The organism is Mycobacterium marseillense (genome assembly GCF_010731675.1).
In the GTDB taxonomy this organism is placed as follows: Bacteria; Actinomycetota; Actinomycetes; order Mycobacteriales; family Mycobacteriaceae; genus Mycobacterium; species Mycobacterium marseillense.
In genome coordinates, this window is sequence record NZ_AP022584.1 from 3,723,112 (window position 1) to 3,738,511 (window position 15,400).

Consider the following 15,400-nt stretch of genomic DNA (forward strand, 5'->3'; position numbering starts at 1 on the left):
TCACACCCGTTGATGGAAGACCGGCCCGCGGCGGCGAGTTCTCGTTGGAGCGAGGTATCTGAACGAGAGGCGGGCCATGTCCGGTGATGCGAAGCGCACGAAAGTTAGCTCTAGAGGCCCGATCAGCCCGGCGCGCGAGCGCGTCGCCGACCGCATCCGCGAGTTGACGGCCACCGACGAACAGTTCCGCAACGCCGAACCCGATCTGCCGCTGCAGCAGGCGGCGCGCCAGCCGGGTCTTCGGCTGCCCCAGATCCTGGAGCTGTTCGTCGAGGGCTACGCCGAGCGGCCCGCGCTGGGCTGGCGCGCCAGGACACTGAGCACCGATCCCGCGACCGGGCGCGCCACCACGCGCCTGCTCCCCCGGTTCGACACCATGACCTACCGCGAACTGTGGTCCAACGTGCGCGCGATCGCGGGCGCGTGGCGGCACGACGCCGAGAACCCGGTGTCGCCCGGCGACTTCGTCGCGACCGTCGGCTTCGCCAGTCCGGAATACCTGACGCTTGATCTGGTCTGCGGCTACCTCGGTCTGGTTGCCGTTCCGCTGCAACACAACTCCACCGCCGCACGGCTGCGCCCGATCGTCGACGAGGTCGAGCCCTCGATACTGGCCGCCGGCGTCGGCTATCTCGACCTTGCCGTCGACGCGGCGTCGGGCAGCCCCTCGTTGCGGCGCCTCGTGGTCTTCGACTACCAGCCCGAGGTCGACGAGCAGCGCGAAGCGGTGCAGCGCGCCCAGGCGAAGCTGGCGGCCGCCGGCGCGGCGGTGCAGATCGAGACCCTCGACGACACCATCGAACGCGGCCGCGCGCTGCCGCCCGAACCCATGTACACCGGGGACACCGATGAGCGGCTGGCCATGGTCATGTACACCTCGGGCAGCACCGGATTACCCAAGGGCGCCATGTACACCGAGCGGATGCTGTGCAAGGTATGGACCAACGAGCTGATGCCCGACTTCGCGGACACGCCCGTGTTCAACGTCAACTTCATGCCGCTGAATCACCTCGGCGGCCGGATACCGCTGTCGACGGCGTTCCAGGCGGGCGGCACCAGTTATTTCGTGCCCGAAAGCGACCTGTCCACCTTGTTCGACGACTGGAACCTGGTGCGCCCCACCGAGATGGGCCTGGTGCCGCGGGTTGCGGAAATGCTCTACCAGCGCTACCAGAGCGCCGTCGATCGATTCGCCGCTGCCGGCGCCGACCCCGGCTCGGCCGAGACCCGGGCGCGGGATGAGCTGCGCGAGCAGGTTCTCGGCGGGCGCATCGTGACCGCTTTTTGCGGGACGGCGCCGCTGGCCGCGGAAATGCGGACCTTCGTCGAAACTTGTTTGGACGTCCACGTTCTCGACGGTTACGGACTGACCGAGGTCGGCATGGTGACCAAGGACGGGCGCATGAACCGTCCCCCGGTGCTGGACTACAAGCTCATCGACGTTCCCGAACTGGGCTATTTCCACACCGACAAGCCTTATCCGCGTGGCGAATTGCTGGTGAAGTCGTTGACCGCCACACCGGGATACTTCAAACGGCCGGACGTCACCGCCAACGCGTTCGACCCCGACGGCTACTACCGGACCGGCGATGTGATGGCCGAGCTGGAACCGGACCGGCTGGCCTATGTCGACCGCCGCAACAACGTGTTGAAGCTGGCGCAGGGCGAGTTCGTCGCCGTCGCGCGGCTGGAGGCCGTGTTCGCCAGCGCGCCGCTGGTCCGCCAGATCTTCGTCTACGGCAACAGCGAACGACCCTATCTGCTGGCCGTCGTCGTCCCGACGGCCGACGCCGCGGAGCGATTCACCGGAGATCCCGACGGCCTGAAGGCCGCCCTCGCCGAATCCCTGCGCCAGTCAGCACAACTCGCCGAGCTGCAGTCCTACGAGGTGCCCGTCGACTTCATGGTCGAGACCGAGCCGTTCAGCGAGGACAACGGCCTGCTCTCGGGCGTGGGTAAGCTGCTGCGTCCGAAGCTCAAGCAGCACTACGCCGACCGCCTCGAACAGCTCTACACCGAGCTGGCCGAAACCCGTGTGACCGAGTTGCGCGCGCTGCGCGAGGGCGCGGACAAACACCCCGTGATCTTCACCCTCACCCGGGCCGCCGAGGCGCTACTGGGTGTGGCCGGCGGCCCGCCCGCCCCCGACACACTCTTCATCGAACTCGGCGGCGATTCCCTTTCGGCGCTGACCTTCTCCAACCTGCTGCGCGACATCTTCGACGTCGACGTGCCCGTGGGAATGATCACCGGACCCGCGACCGACCTCGGTCAGCTCGCGCAATACGTTGAATCCGAGCGCAACTCGGGGTCGCGCCGGCCCACGTTCGCGGCGGTGCACGGGCGCGACGCCACCGAGGTCCGCGCCGCGGAGCTCACGTTGGACAAGTTCATCGACGCGGAGGCCTTGGCCGGCGCACCAAGGCTGCCGCGTGCGGCGGGCACTCCCCACACGGTCCTGCTGACCGGCGCCAACGGTTACCTCGGCCGCTTCCTGGCCCTCGAATGGCTCGAGCGTCTCGCCGAGACCGGCGGGAAGCTCATCTCCATCATCCGCGCGACCGACACCGCGACGGCCGTCAAACGGCTGGAGGCGGTCTTCGACAGCGGGGATCCACAGTTGCTGGAGCGATTCCGCACGCTGGCCGCCGAGCACCTGGAAGTGATCGTCGGCGACATCGGCGAGCCGAATCTCGGCCTGGACCAAGCGACTTGGCAGCGTCTCGCCCAGAGCGTGGATATGATCGTCCACCCGGCAGCGCTGGTCAACCACGTGCTGCCGTACGACCAACTCTTCGGTCCTAACGTCGTCGGCACCGCGGAGTTGATCCGCCTGGCGATCACGACGCGAATCAAGCCGGTCACCTACCTGTCGACCGTCGCAGTCGCCATGACGGTCGACCCCGGCGACTTCGCCGAAGACGGCGATATCCGCGCCGTCAGCGCGGTCCGCCCGATCGGCGACAGCTATGCGAACGGGTACGCGAACAGCAAGTGGGCCGGCGAGGTGTTGCTGCGCGAGGCGCACGACCTGTGCGGATTGCCGGTCACCGTCTTCCGGTCCGACATGATCCTCGCGCACAGCCGGTACGCCGGGCAGCTGAACGTGCCAGATGCGTTCACCCGCTTGATATTCAGCCTGCTCACCACCGGCATCGCGCCGTCCTCCTTCTACCGGCCCGACGAGCACGGAAGCCGGGCGGTGGCCCACTACGACGGGCTGCCCGCCGACTTCGTGGCCGAGGCGGTCACCACGCTCGGCGAGCAGATGGCGGCCGAGGAATCCGGCGGCTACCGCTCCTATGACGTGATGAACCCGCACGACGACGGCGTCTCCCTGGACGTGTTCGTCGACTGGCTGATCGCCGCCGGACACGACATCCGCCGCATCGAGGACTACGGCGACTGGCTCGGCCGCTTCACCACCGCGCTTCGCGCGTTGCCGGACAAGCAGCGCCAGCATTCGGTGCTGCCGTTGCTGGACGCCTACCGGGAACCCGAGACGCCGCTGCGTGGCGCTCCGGCGCCCACCGACGTCTTCCGCCACGCGGTACGGACGGCGAAAATCGGTGCGGACGAGGACATCCCGCACCTGTCGGCGGGGTTGATCGACAAGTATGTGGCGGATCTACGCCTGCTGGGGTTGGTGTAGCCCCGGGCTGTCCTCGCCGGACAGACCTGTCCTAGCCGGGCAACCCCTTTGTGATCGCAGCGTCCTGCTTGCGCGCGATGTCGAGGGTCGCGGCCGGATCGAATGGGTCGTTGGGGGCGCTGTCGAATTCCAGGGTGACGAGCGCCTTGCCTTCGGTGAAGAGCAGGACCGTCATCGCCTGGGAGTTATCGGGGGAAGCGCCCGACACCACTGCCCCGTTGGCGCCCACGGCGAGCGGGCGCCAGTCGCCGACCACCTTGCCCGCGTAATCGCTTTTGCTACCGGCGAGTTCGGCCGCGGCCGCCGACGGATCGGCGGTCACCACGATGGTGTCCCACAGGCGGCGGCTGCTGTCGGGGTTGGCGAACAGTTGCGCGACTCCCGGCTCGTTGTTGGGGTTGAGCATCGGCGACTGGGGTGCGGTCAGACCCCCTCCGACGTCGCTGGGCTTGATCAACAAGAAGCCGTAATCGTTGGGTTGCCCCGGCGGCGGCCCGGTGACCGCGCCCGAACCCGTCGGGGAGGCGGCTGGGCTCGACTCCGTCGCGGAGGGCGACGAGGATTCGTGCGCACCGCCACAGCCCGCGCTCGCGGCGCCGGCCGCGACGATCGCGGCCACGCGCAGCAAGACACCGGCGGCGATACCGATCCGAGGAGCCCCCACGCATGTTCCTTCCACGCGTCATCCGTGTCCCAGTTGCTACGAACATATGCCCAACGAGGCGCCGGTGGATAGGTCTTCGCGTGCCTATGCTGGCGTGAGTGGGGGCATCGTCGCGGTGAGGAGATCGGCATGACCGCTGCAGGGGCGCGCGCCGTACGGTTCGACCGATACGGGGGACGTGAGGTGTTGTATGTCGCGGACATCGACATGCCCACACCCGGGCCGGGCGAGGTGGTCGTCGAAGTCCGCGCGGCCGGGATCAATCCCGGCGAGGCCGGCATCCGGGTCGGGGCGATGCACGAGATGTTCCCGGCCACCTTTCCTTCCGGTGAGGGCAGTGACCTCGCCGGCGTCGTGACCGCGGTGGCGCCCGGCGTCACCGAGTTTGCGGTCGGCGACGAGGTGCTGGGATTCAGCCTGGCCCGGTCCAGCCACGCGACCCACGCCGCCGTCCCGGTGGGTCAATTGATCCGCAAACCCGCCCAACTCGGTTGGGCGGCAGCGGGTTCGCTCTACGTGGCCGGCGTGACGGCGTACGCGGCCGTGCGCGCGGTGGCGCCGCAGGCGGGTGAAACGGTTGCCGTATCGGCCGCCGCGGGCGGAGTGGGCAGTCTGGTGGTGCAGCTTCTGGCGCTCCGCGGGGCGCGCGTGCTGGGCATCGCCGGCCCCGGCAACGCCGACTGGCTGGAGGCGCACGGCGTCGTCCCGATCGCCTACGGTGACGGGCTCGGCGAGCGGCTGCGCGACGCGGCGCCCGACGGCATCGACGCTTTCATCGACCTGTTCGGTCCGGACTACCTCCAGCTCGCCGTGGACCTCGGCGTGGCGCCGGAGAGGATCAACACCATCATCGCCTTCCAAAAAGCGGGCGAGGTGGGCGCCAAGACCGAGGGCAGCATGGACGCCTCGACACCCGAGGTGCTCGCCGAGATGGCCGGCCTGATCGTGTCCGGCGCCATCGAGTTCGACGTCGCCGCGACCTATCCACTGGACCGGGTCGCCGACGCCTTTGCCGAACTCGAGCAACGGCACACCCACGGGAAAATCGTTCTGCTGCCTACCGACTCACAATGACGAGACCGGCACGACGACCCCGGCCTGCACGATTTTGATGATGACGAACGCGACGGCCAGCACGAGGTAGCCGCGCAGGGTGAACAATCCCGCCCGGCGCATCGGCGATATCGCCGGCCGCTCGAGCAGGGCCAGGTTCGGGGTCTGCCAGCCGGCCCGGTCCTGGCGGCGCACGGCCCGCCGTTCGGCACGGGTGAGCGATGCGGCGTCGTCCAGTTCGTCGACCTGCTCCGGGTCCAGCCCGCCTCCGAGCGTGCGCACGATGGCTTCCGCGTCGGCCAGGTTGCGGTGCCGCCGGCCGACGATGATCATCACCGCGCCGCCGGCGATGCCGATCGCGGCGCCGGCGGCGAGCCCGGTCTCGATGGTGGCGGTGGACAGGTCCGGGAAGAAGGTGGTCGCCGTCAGCGCCAGGGACAGCAGCACCAGGCACCACACGATGGTCCAGGCAACGATGTTCTGCCGCACCGTGTTTACCCACGGTCCCAGCACCGCGCGGTCGTTGCACAGCAACACCAGGAAGACGGTGGCCGAGGGAAGGAGGACGCCGGCGAGCGCCTGCACGCCTTGGGTCACCAGCCCCAGGACGTGGTCGGGGCTGAAGGAAACCGCCGCCGACACCGCAAGCAGCACCGCGTAGCCCCCGTAGAACACCGGCGCCTCGCTGATCTTCCAGTGCAACGAGTGCCGCTTGCCCATGGCGTCACCGACGGCATAGGTCGTCGCCAGGCCGACGGCGTTGGCGCCGATCAGCGACGCGTCCAGCAGGATGATCGCGAATAGCGCCCCGACCGTGCCGCCGAGATGCCGAGACAACCCCGCGGCGACCGCGCCCGCGTCGGTGAAGTGCCCGGCCTCGGCGGTGCCCGCCATCCCGAACGCAGTCACCGCCATCAGCGCCGTCGCACCGACCATGACCACGACGATCCCGATCACCAAATCGGCTCGCCCGTAAGGGATCCAGCGCGCGGTGATGCGCTTGTCCACCACGTTGGACTGCTGGAAGAACAGCTGCCACGGCGCGACCGTCGTCCCCACGATCGCGACCACCAGCAGCAGCACGGTCGAGTTCAGGCCTCCGGGGAACTGCGGAATCAGCCCGGCCGCAGTCGCTTTCGGGGCCGGATGCACCAGCAGCACCATCGGGATGATCAGCACGTTCACCGCGATCAACAAGAACATCAGCCGCTCCCAGCGGCGAAAAGAACCGCCGGCCACGACGGCGAACAGCAGCACCGCGGCGGTCGGGACGGCGACGATCTTCGGGCAGCCCAAGAAGCCGAGAGCCAGCGACACACCGATGAATTCGGTGACGATCGTCAAGGCGTTCAAAACCAGCAGATCACCGACGCTGAACGCGCCCCAGAACTTGCCGAAGCGCTCGAAGATCAACCGCGCGTGACCGACGCGGGCGACGGCGCCCAGCCGCAGCACCATTTCCTGGTTCACGTACAGCACCGGAATCATCAGCACCAGCGCCCACAGCAGGCCCATCCCGTAGTCCTGGCCGGCCTGGGCGTAGGTGGCGACGCCACCGGCGTCGTTGTCGCCGACCATGACGATCAGGCCGGGACCGGTGATGACCGCCAGTGTCTTCAGGCGACGCCAGCGGCCGCTGGTGGTCGCGCCGCTGCCGTCGGCGCCGTCGCGCGCGATTCGACCGAACGCGCCGACGATGTCGCCGACGTGCGCGGTGTCGAGCACGGTCGGTGCCTGCGCCTCGGCGGGCGGGCTTTCCGCGGCGGCGGCCGCGTGGCCGGAACCCGGGCCGCGGCGGCCGCCACCGGTGTGGATCGACGTCATCTGATCCTCGCTAGACGAATCGTTCTCACCTCGCGGTGAGGACATGCGGATGCACTCGATGCGCGGGACGGATCACCAGTGGTTGTCGGTGCGTCCCGATGCGTGTCCGCCCAGCGAGGCGGTGACCACCGCGATCGGCATCCGCGAGACGTACAGGTTGGCCCGCTCCTGGGGGGTCAGGTTGGCCCGCAGGTGCAGCTTGTCGGCCAGCAACCGGCCCGCGCGCAGCATCGACCGCCCGCGTCCCCTCGGCGCAACGGAAATACGGTGCGTAACAACAAAAGCCATGATCTTCTCCTGCCAGAGGCCCGATCGGCATCGACACTGTCCGTGGGACGGGTCAGCCGCGCGGGACCAGAGGCAAGGTCAGGCGGCGGAAGGAATGCCGGAGCCGGATCGGGGCAAAACGAATTTTGGATGCGGACTATCGCCGGGACTCATCTCGCCCTCACCTCCTCACGGCCAGGACACACGCGGGTGTCACCACATTCACCTGAACGGGAGAGGCAGGAATGACCGACGGCACCAAAGCCGCCGGTCGCACCCCTCTCGTCGGAGCTTCGGCACTGCACGGCGTATCCGGACATATCCGATGGTCGCGACCCGCTGCGCGCGGCTTCCGCCGCGCTTGCGATCGCTCCTCGTCCAGAAGCCACTTGGGCTCAACCCTTGGGTCCGGGAAGAGCTGTCCTGACCCGGGGCGTCTCTCGACGTTCGGGGTCAGTGGCCTGTATCCATGCAGACGCCTCACCTACCGAGGTGCTTGCGGAGTCCATAGTGGCACCGCGGCCCGGGCTCGTCAAACTCATTTGCCCTGAGCGCGGCGCCGCCGCCGGCCTCCCCGCACCCACCCAGGCTGCGCGCCTACGCTCGATTGCCCGGCTCCTCACTCGCGCTGTCCCGGCGCTCACCGTCGCCGGGCTACGCTCGGCGACATGGCCACAACGCTGCAGGATCCCAAGGTCTCATCGACGCTCGACCGCATGTACGCCGAGTCGAGAAACCAGATGTCGCTGTTGCGCGAGCGGAGTGGCACCTTCAATCAGCCGATGACCGCCCAGGAGCGGGCCGAGGCGATGAGCGAGTTCTACATCCCGGTGACGCCCGAGGCCGGCCGGCTGCTGTATTCACTGGTGCGCGCCACCCGCCCGGCGACTGTCGTCGAATTCGGGATGTCGTTCGGCATTTCCGCCGTTCACCTGGCCGCCGCGGTGCGCGACAACGGGAGCGGCCGGGTCGTGACCACCGAGCTCAGTGCGCCCAAGATCGCCGCGGCCAAGCAGACGTTCGCCGAGACCGGCCTGGACGACGTGATCACGATCCTGGAGGGCGACGCCCTCACCACGCTGCAAGGCCTGGACGGGGCGGTCGATTTCCTGCTGCTCGACGGTTGGAAAGACCTGTACCTGCCCGTGATCGAGTTGCTCGAACCCCGGCTTTCCACGGGCGCGTTGGTTATCGCCGACAACGCCAGCTCGGCCGATATGGCGCCGTATCTCGACCGCGTACGCGACCAGGCCAACGGCTACGTCAGCTTCAACTTCCAGGTCCGCGACAGCGACAGCATGGAAATCAGCTGCCGCACGGGCAATTAGGAAAAATCACCGCAGCGGCGCTACCGCAGCGATTCCTCGAGCCACGGCGTCAGCCACTTCACCCCTTCCGGGGTCAGGTGCACGCCGTCGCTGCGCACCTTGATGCCGTCGACCTTGGCGGTATAGACCCCGTCGGGACACAGCTTCTTGTTCAGGTCGAGGATCGCGACGCCCGGGTGGTGGCTGACGGTCTTGCGCAACATGGTGTTCCACAGGTTGACCCGGTCCGGCTGGTCCTCGGGATACAGCCGGCCGTCCGGCTTTTCACCGCCGCGGCTGTAGGGCACGGTCGCGACCACCACCCGCACACCGGTGGAACCGGCGATGGTCAGCGCCCGCTCGAGCTCGCCGTTGAGGTAGGCGTCGAAGGTCGGGTCGCCGATGTGGGTCCACTGGCCCTCGTTGACGCGGTCCACGGTTTCCCAGCGGCCGATGATCAGCAGCGCGACATCGGGCTGGTCCTGGCTGACCTGCCTGGCCCATCGGATCGGCCAGCCGTCGCATTCGGATCGCTGCTCCAGGGTTTGGCCCACATACCGGTACGGGGTGCCGCGCACCAGGCTGCATCCGATGACGGTGTGGTCGAGGAACGCGAATCCCGGTGTCGGCGGAAGGTAATGCATCCACGTCCACCCGATCGAGTCACCGAACACCGAGACGGTGAACGGCCGATTGGGATCCCGCGGCCGGCTTTCCGCCGGCGGCGACGGCGAGACCGCCGCGACCGCCGAGACGCCGGGCGGCAGACCCACCTCGCGCAGCCCCGGCCCGGTTCCCACCGGGACCACCAACAATGTCACCGCCGCGGCGCTGGCCACGGTCGCCGCCGCCAGCGGCAGCAGCGGCACCCGCGCCGGGCGCCAGCGCTGGATCGGCTGCTCGAGCACCCAATACGACGCCGCGGCCACCACCACCGTGGCGGCGCACCGCGCGGTGAACAACGGCAGCCCGGACCACCCGGTGCGTTCGCCGTTGAGTGCCAAGAAGATCGGCCAGTGCCACAGGTAGACGCCGTAGGAGATGGTCCCGAGCCACACCAACGGCGGCAACGCGAGCGCGCGGGCGACGACGCCGCGCTGCTCCAGGGCGACCGGGGCGATGACGAGGACGGCCGCGACCGCGACGCCGATCAGCAAGCCGTGGCGGAATTCGCCGCTGGCACCGGTGGCGTAGTGGGTCGCGGCCGCCAGGCCCGCCAAACCCAGCAGCGGCAAGATCCGGGCGGCGCGCCGTCCCCACCGCGTGCGGATCATGCACCAGCCGCGGTTCATCGACGGCCAGTCCCGCACCAGCAGGGCGGCGGCCGCGGCGCCGACCAGGAGGGCCTGCGCGCGGGTGTCGGTGCCGAAGTAGATCCGGTCGCGGGTGCCGTCGGAGGCGGTGACGATGGCGAGCGCCGCGGACGCCAGGGCCCCGAGGGAGGCGATGAGAAATGTCGCGAAGCGCACGCCCCCGACGGTGGCTCGGGTGAACCGCCGCCTCGCGCGCGCGGCCAGCGCCAGTGTGACCGCGATCAGCAGCAGCGGCCAGACGAAGTAGTACTGCTCCTCCACCCCGAGCGACCAGGTGTGCTGCAGCGGCGACGGCGGTGCGCCCTGGGTGAAGTAGTCGGTTTTCTGGGCGACGAACCGCCAGTTGGCCATCCACACGAACGCCGCGATGGCGTCGTCGCGCAGGCCGGTGAGCGACCGCTCGGGCAGCAGCTGCCGGGCCGCGGCCACGGTCAGCACCATCAACACCAGCGCCGGCAGCAGCCGGCGCGCGCGCCGGATCCAGAAGCCGGTGAGTTCGATGCGGCCGGTACGGCCCAGCTCGTCGAGCAGCAGCGAGGTGATGAGGAATCCGGACAGGACGAAGAAGACGTCGACGCCGATGAATCCGCCGCTGACACCGGGGATGCCGCCGTGCCCGATGAGCACCAGTGCGACGGCGATCGCGCGCAGGCCGTCGAGCGCCGGGATTCCGCTGCGCCGCTCCGGCCGGTCCCAGACCGCCAGCCGTCCGACCCGGCGCACGGGGGCGACCCATCGGGGCCGAGTACGACGAGCCGGTGCGGGGTGAGACCCGCCCGGCTCGGTGCTCGCCGTCAGCGCGCCGTGACTACCATCCCGCCCGGCGCCATGGTTGATGCCGATACGTCGCTGCCCCTCCTCGTGAACGGAGCCAGCTTAAGGGCGGGCGCGCGGGATCGCGTGGAGGACACGCAACGGTTTTCCGCTGCGGTGCGTTCGGATTTCGGCTGCGGCGTCAGGCCTTGCTGGGCGCGTAGCCGAGGGTGCTCTTGACCTCCAGGTACTCGTGGAAGCCGAAGTCGCTCCACTCGCGGCCATTACCGCTGCGCTTGTAGCCGCCGAATGGCGCGTTCATGTCGAACGCGTGGTTGATCGTCACCCATCCCGCGCGGATCCGGCGGGCGACCTCGCGCGCCTTGTCGAGGTCGGCGCCGGACACATAGCCGGCGAGGCCGTACTCGGTGTCGTTGGCGATCTCGACGGCCTGGTCGATGTCGTCGTAGCCGAGGATGCACAGCACCGGCCCGAAGATCTCCTCGCGCGCGATCGTCATGTCGTTGGTGACATGCGCGAAGACGGTCGGCTTGACGTAGTACCCCGTGTCCAGCCCCGCCGGGCGGCCCGGGCCGCCCGCGACCACGGTCGCGCCCTCGTCGATGCCCTGCTGGATCAGGCGCTGCACCTTCTCGAACTGTGACCTCGACGCCACCGGCCCGATCGCGGTCGCGTCGTCGGCGCTGCCCACCTGGACTTGCTCCGCAACCTCGCGCGCGATCGTAATGGCCTCGGCCATCCGTGAATTGGGCACCAGCATGCGCGACGGCGCGTTACAGCTCTGCCCGGAGTTGGGCATCATGTTGGCGACCCCCGCGCGGACGCCGTCGGCGAATCCGCCGTCGTCGAGGACGATGTTGGGGCTCTTGCCGCCGAGTTCCTGGGTCACCCGCTTCACCGTCGGGGCGGCGGTCTTGGCGACCTCGATGCCGGCGCGCGTGGACCCGGTGAACGACACCATGTCGATGTCGGGATGGCTCGCCAGGGCCGCGCCCACGCCCGCGCCGTCGCCGTTGACCAGGTTGAACACCCCGGCCGGCACGCCCGCGGCGGCCAGGATCTCGGCGAAGATGTAGGGCGAATACGGCGCGACCTCAGAGGGTTTCAGGACCACGGTGCAGCCGGTCGCCAGCGCCGGGTACACCTTGACCGCGACCTGGTTGATCGGCCAGTTCCACGGCGTGATCAAACCGCAGACGCCGATCGGCTCCTTGGCGATGAGGGTCTCCCCTTTTTGTTCGGAAAACGGGAAGTTCTTCAGCGCGTCGATGGCCGTGGTGAGGTGGCCGATGCCGAGGAAAACCTGCGGGCCCGCGGCCAGCGAGGGCGGTGCGCCAATCTCCTCGGTGACCGCCTGGGCGAGATCGTCCGCGCGCTTCTGGTATTCGGCGAGGATGGCCTGCAACAGGTCCAGGCGCTGTTCGCGGGTGCTCTGCGACCAGCCGGCGAAGGCGCGCCGAGCGGCTTGGACCGCCACGTCGACGTCGGCCGCCGACCCCAGCGAGATCTTTCCGGAAACCTCCTCGGTCGCCGGGTTTTCCACCTCGAAGGGGTTGGGCCGCACCGGGTCGACCCATTGTCCGTCGATGTAGAACTTCAGGTATTCGCGCATAGCTTGCACTCTTCCTTGTTTGCGACCCTTACTGGGTGCCTTCTGCATACCAGGTGCGGAATCGGTCGTACTTGGGCATCTCCTCGGAGTTGGCCTTCGGGTCGATGCACACGTGCACCACACCCACTTTGCCGCTGGCGTAGGCGCGGGCGATGGCCGGCCCGATCTCCTCTTCCTTCTCGACGAACTCACCGTGGCAGCCGAAGCCCTCCGCGATCTTGTCCATTCGGACGTCCTTGCTCCAGTGCACGCCGGGCTGCGGCGACGGCTGGGAGAAGGTGCGCTTGTAGACGCCCACCTCCAGGCCCCACTGGTGGTCGACGCCCACCACGCACACCAGCGGAAGATTTTGCCGCGCAGCCGTTTCCAGCTCGGCGATGTGGAAGAGGAACGCCGAGTCGCTGGTCAGCAGCATGACGGGGCGCTTGCCGCCCTCGGCGACGGATGCCCCGACCGCGTAGGGCAGGCCGGTGCCGAGGTGGCCGAAGTTCTGGTTCCAGATGACGTCGCGCGGCTTGGACTGCGAGTAAGTCCACTGAAATATGACGGTCGCGCCGCCATCCCGGACCATGATGGCGTCGTCGAGTTCGTTGAACGCCTTGGTGGCCTCGACGACGTAGCGCGCCGGGTGAATCGGACGGCCCGACGGCGCGTTCTCGGCGAGCTGAGCGAGCTCCTCGGCGTCGGCCTTGACCAACTTCTCGAGGTTGGCCGCCGGGGTGCGCGGCGTGTCGCGGAGCGCCTCGACGAGCTGCGGCACGACGCCGCGCAGATCGCCCACCAGCGGCACGTCGAACTGGCGGTTGACACCGATGGCGGCCGGGTCCTGCTCCACGTACACCCATTTGCGGTTCGCGTCGTTGTCCGCCCAATGCTGAGTCCGCCCGTAGTGCATGGGCTCACCGAGTTCGGTTCCCAGCGCGACGCACAGGTCGGATTCCTCGACCGCCTCGTTGGCGGCCGGGGAGAACAGGTAGGGGAAGGTCCGGTCCTGCAGACCCGGGATGTATGACGTACCCCCGGAGGTCTGGATGACCGGGCAGGCCATCAGGTCCGCGAGCTCCTTGACCGCGGGGCCGGTACGCGACGTGTGCACGCCGTGTCCCACCAACAGAATCGGGCGCTTCGCTTCGCGGATCAGCTTCGCGGCCTTGGCAATCTCCGGGGCGCCGGCCCCCTGGTTGACGAGGCGATACCGGTGGGGCGGTAGTGGATCGGCCACGTCGAGCGCTTCGAGGATGACGTGCGACGGGTATTCGACGTAGGCCGGGCCGGGGGTGCCCGACATGGCCTGGCGGATCGCCTCATGGATGATCTCGTCGGTCTGGTCGGCGTACTCGATCGAGCTGCTGTACTTCACCGACGCCGCGAAAAGTGGTTCCTGACGGACGAATTGGATGCGGCCGCGTCGGACCCGGCGCTCGGTGATCCGGGCGCGCTGGCCGCCGAGGAAGATCACCGGCGAGTTCTCCACGAGCGCGCACTGGATCGCTCCGGCCATGTTGGCCATGCCTGGGCCGAGCGTGCCGATGCACAGGCCGGGCTTGCCCGTCATCCGCGACGCCGCGTCGGCCATGAAACCTGCGCTCAGTTCGTGATGCGGCGCGACCACCGACCACCCGCGAGCCTCGGCCTCGGCGAACATGTGCACGAAGTTCGGGTCCGGGATACCGAACAGTGTGTTGATGCCCTCGGCCTCGAACAGGTCGAGGATGCGTTTGTAGACAGGCACGGCCATGGTGGAAAACTCCTTTACTAGCAATAAATTTCGATGAGCAAGCGTTATCCGGGGTTCGCGTCGACCGCCAGACCCAGCTCGTCGAGGACCGCCGCGGTGTCGGCGCCGAGTTCTGGTGCCGGCCCCGCGACGCGCCCCGGTGTCTGTGAGAACCAGGTGGGGACGCCGGGGAAGCGGACCGGCCCGTGCGGGGTGTGGACCGTCTCGAACATGCCGACGGCATTGAGATGCGGATCGTCGAACAGCGCGCCGGGCGTGTTCAGCGGCGCGGCCGGGATCTCGAGTTCGCGGAGCAGCTCCAACCACTCCGCGGTGGAACGCTCCTTCATCGTCTCGGCGACCAGCCCGTAGACGGTGTCGATCTCGCGGGCACGCTGTTCCAGCGTCGCGTACAGCTCGCTGGCCCACGGCGGCTGCACGGCCTTCATGAACGCGTTCCAGTGCTTGTCGTTGTAGATCAGCGCGGCGATGTAGCCGTCGCTGGTGCGGTACGGACGGCGGTTGGGCGCCACGGTGCGCGGATACACCGCGGGTCCCAGTGGGGGATCGAACAGCGCGCCGTTGGCATGTTCGACGAGCATGAACGACGCCATGGTTTCGAACATGGCGACCTCGACCTCTTGCCCCTGCCCGGTGCGCTCGCGGTGAAACAACGCCATCGTCGTGGCGTACAGCGCCGTCAGCCCGGCGATCTTGTCGGCCATGATGGTGCCGACGTAGTCGGCCTCACCGGTCAACTGCTGCTGCACGGCGGGCAGGCCGCATTCGGCCTGGATCGTGTCGTCGTAAGCGGGGCGATCGCGATCGGGCCCGCGCCGCCCGTACCCGTAGCAATTGGTGTAGATGACTTGGGGATTGATCGCGGCGACGTCGTCGTAACCGAAGCCGAGCTTGGCGATCGCCTTGGCGCGCATCGAGTGGATGAACACGTCGGCGGTCTCGACCAGGGCGCGCAACGCCCGCGTCCCGACCTCGGTGTGCAGGTCCAGCACGATGCTGCGCTTGCCGCGGTTGACGTTGACGAACACCCCGCTCATGCCCGGCGCCGGGCCCACGGAGATGTAGCGGGTGTTATCGCCCTGGGGCGGTTCGACTTTGATCACGTCGGCGCCCATGTCGGCCATGATCTGAGTGCAGTAGGGCCCCATCACCATCGCGGTCAGATCGATCACGCGCACACCGGCCATCGGGCCCCT

10 protein-coding genes and 1 riboswitch are annotated in these 15,400 nt (G+C 68.6%); of the genes, 3 read left to right on the forward strand and 7 right to left on the reverse strand.

Annotated features, from left to right (window positions below; all coding sequences use genetic code 11):
- Positions 1–76 precede the first annotated feature (76 nt).
- Positions 77–3,652 carry a carboxylic acid reductase gene (gene car / locus G6N26_RS17150; protein WP_232067478.1) on the forward strand — a complete coding sequence of 1,192 codons (3,576 nt, stop codon included), beginning with the start codon at positions 77–79 and terminating at the stop codon, positions 3,650–3,652.
- Positions 3,653–3,683: 31 nt separating this feature from the next.
- Here the strand turns inward: car and G6N26_RS17155 are convergent, their stop codons facing one another.
- Positions 3,684–4,316 (reverse strand): hypothetical protein, encoded by a 633-nt coding sequence (locus G6N26_RS17155; RefSeq protein ID WP_083017901.1) that lies wholly within the window; start codon positions 4,314–4,316, stop codon positions 3,684–3,686.
- A gap of 129 nt (positions 4,317–4,445) precedes the next feature.
- On the opposite strand from G6N26_RS17155, the gene G6N26_RS17160 reads away from it, so the two are divergent.
- On the forward strand, positions 4,446–5,390 hold the full coding sequence (locus G6N26_RS17160) for an NADP-dependent oxidoreductase (protein ID WP_083017903.1): 945 nt from the start codon (positions 4,446–4,448) through the stop codon (positions 5,388–5,390).
- Here G6N26_RS17160 and G6N26_RS17165 read toward each other — a convergent pair.
- A complete protein-coding gene (locus tag G6N26_RS17165; RefSeq protein WP_083017905.1) occupies positions 5,382–7,193 on the reverse strand; it encodes an NRAMP family divalent metal transporter in 1,812 nt (603 codons plus the stop codon). The two genes, G6N26_RS17160 and G6N26_RS17165, sit on opposite strands and share 9 nt — an antisense overlap.
- A 72-nt stretch (positions 7,194–7,265) precedes the next feature.
- On the reverse strand, positions 7,266–7,481 hold the full coding sequence (locus G6N26_RS17170) for a hypothetical protein (RefSeq protein ID WP_131813331.1): 216 nt from the start codon (positions 7,479–7,481) through the stop codon (positions 7,266–7,268).
- 249 nt (positions 7,482–7,730) lie between these two features.
- A riboswitch (M-box (ykoK) riboswitch) is annotated at positions 7,731–7,959 on the reverse strand.
- Between the two features lie 169 nt (positions 7,960–8,128).
- Here G6N26_RS17170 and G6N26_RS17175 point away from each other — a divergent pair.
- The gene (locus tag G6N26_RS17175) at positions 8,129–8,788 is read left to right on the forward strand and encodes an O-methyltransferase (protein WP_083017907.1); all 660 of its coding nucleotides are present in this window, start codon (positions 8,129–8,131) and stop codon (positions 8,786–8,788) included.
- 20 nt (positions 8,789–8,808) lie between these two features.
- Here the strand turns inward: G6N26_RS17175 and G6N26_RS17180 are convergent, their stop codons facing one another.
- The 4 genes from G6N26_RS17180 to G6N26_RS17195 form a co-directional block, all read right to left on the reverse strand.
- Entirely contained in the window at positions 8,809–10,803 is a 1,995-nt protein-coding gene (locus G6N26_RS17180) for an acyltransferase family protein (protein WP_083017908.1), read from the reverse strand.
- Positions 10,804–11,035: 232 nt separating this feature from the next.
- Entirely contained in the window at positions 11,036–12,466 is a 1,431-nt protein-coding gene (locus tag G6N26_RS17185) for an aldehyde dehydrogenase family protein (RefSeq protein WP_067175937.1), read from the reverse strand.
- 28 nt (positions 12,467–12,494) lie between these two features.
- The gene (locus G6N26_RS17190; RefSeq protein WP_083017910.1) at positions 12,495–14,204 is read right to left on the reverse strand and encodes a thiamine pyrophosphate-binding protein; all 1,710 of its coding nucleotides are present in this window, start codon (positions 14,202–14,204) and stop codon (positions 12,495–12,497) included.
- Positions 14,205–14,248: 44 nt separating this feature from the next.
- The gene (locus tag G6N26_RS17195) at positions 14,249–15,391 is read right to left on the reverse strand and encodes a CaiB/BaiF CoA transferase family protein (protein ID WP_067175925.1); all 1,143 of its coding nucleotides are present in this window, start codon (positions 15,389–15,391) and stop codon (positions 14,249–14,251) included.
- Positions 15,392–15,400: the final 9 nt, after the last annotated feature.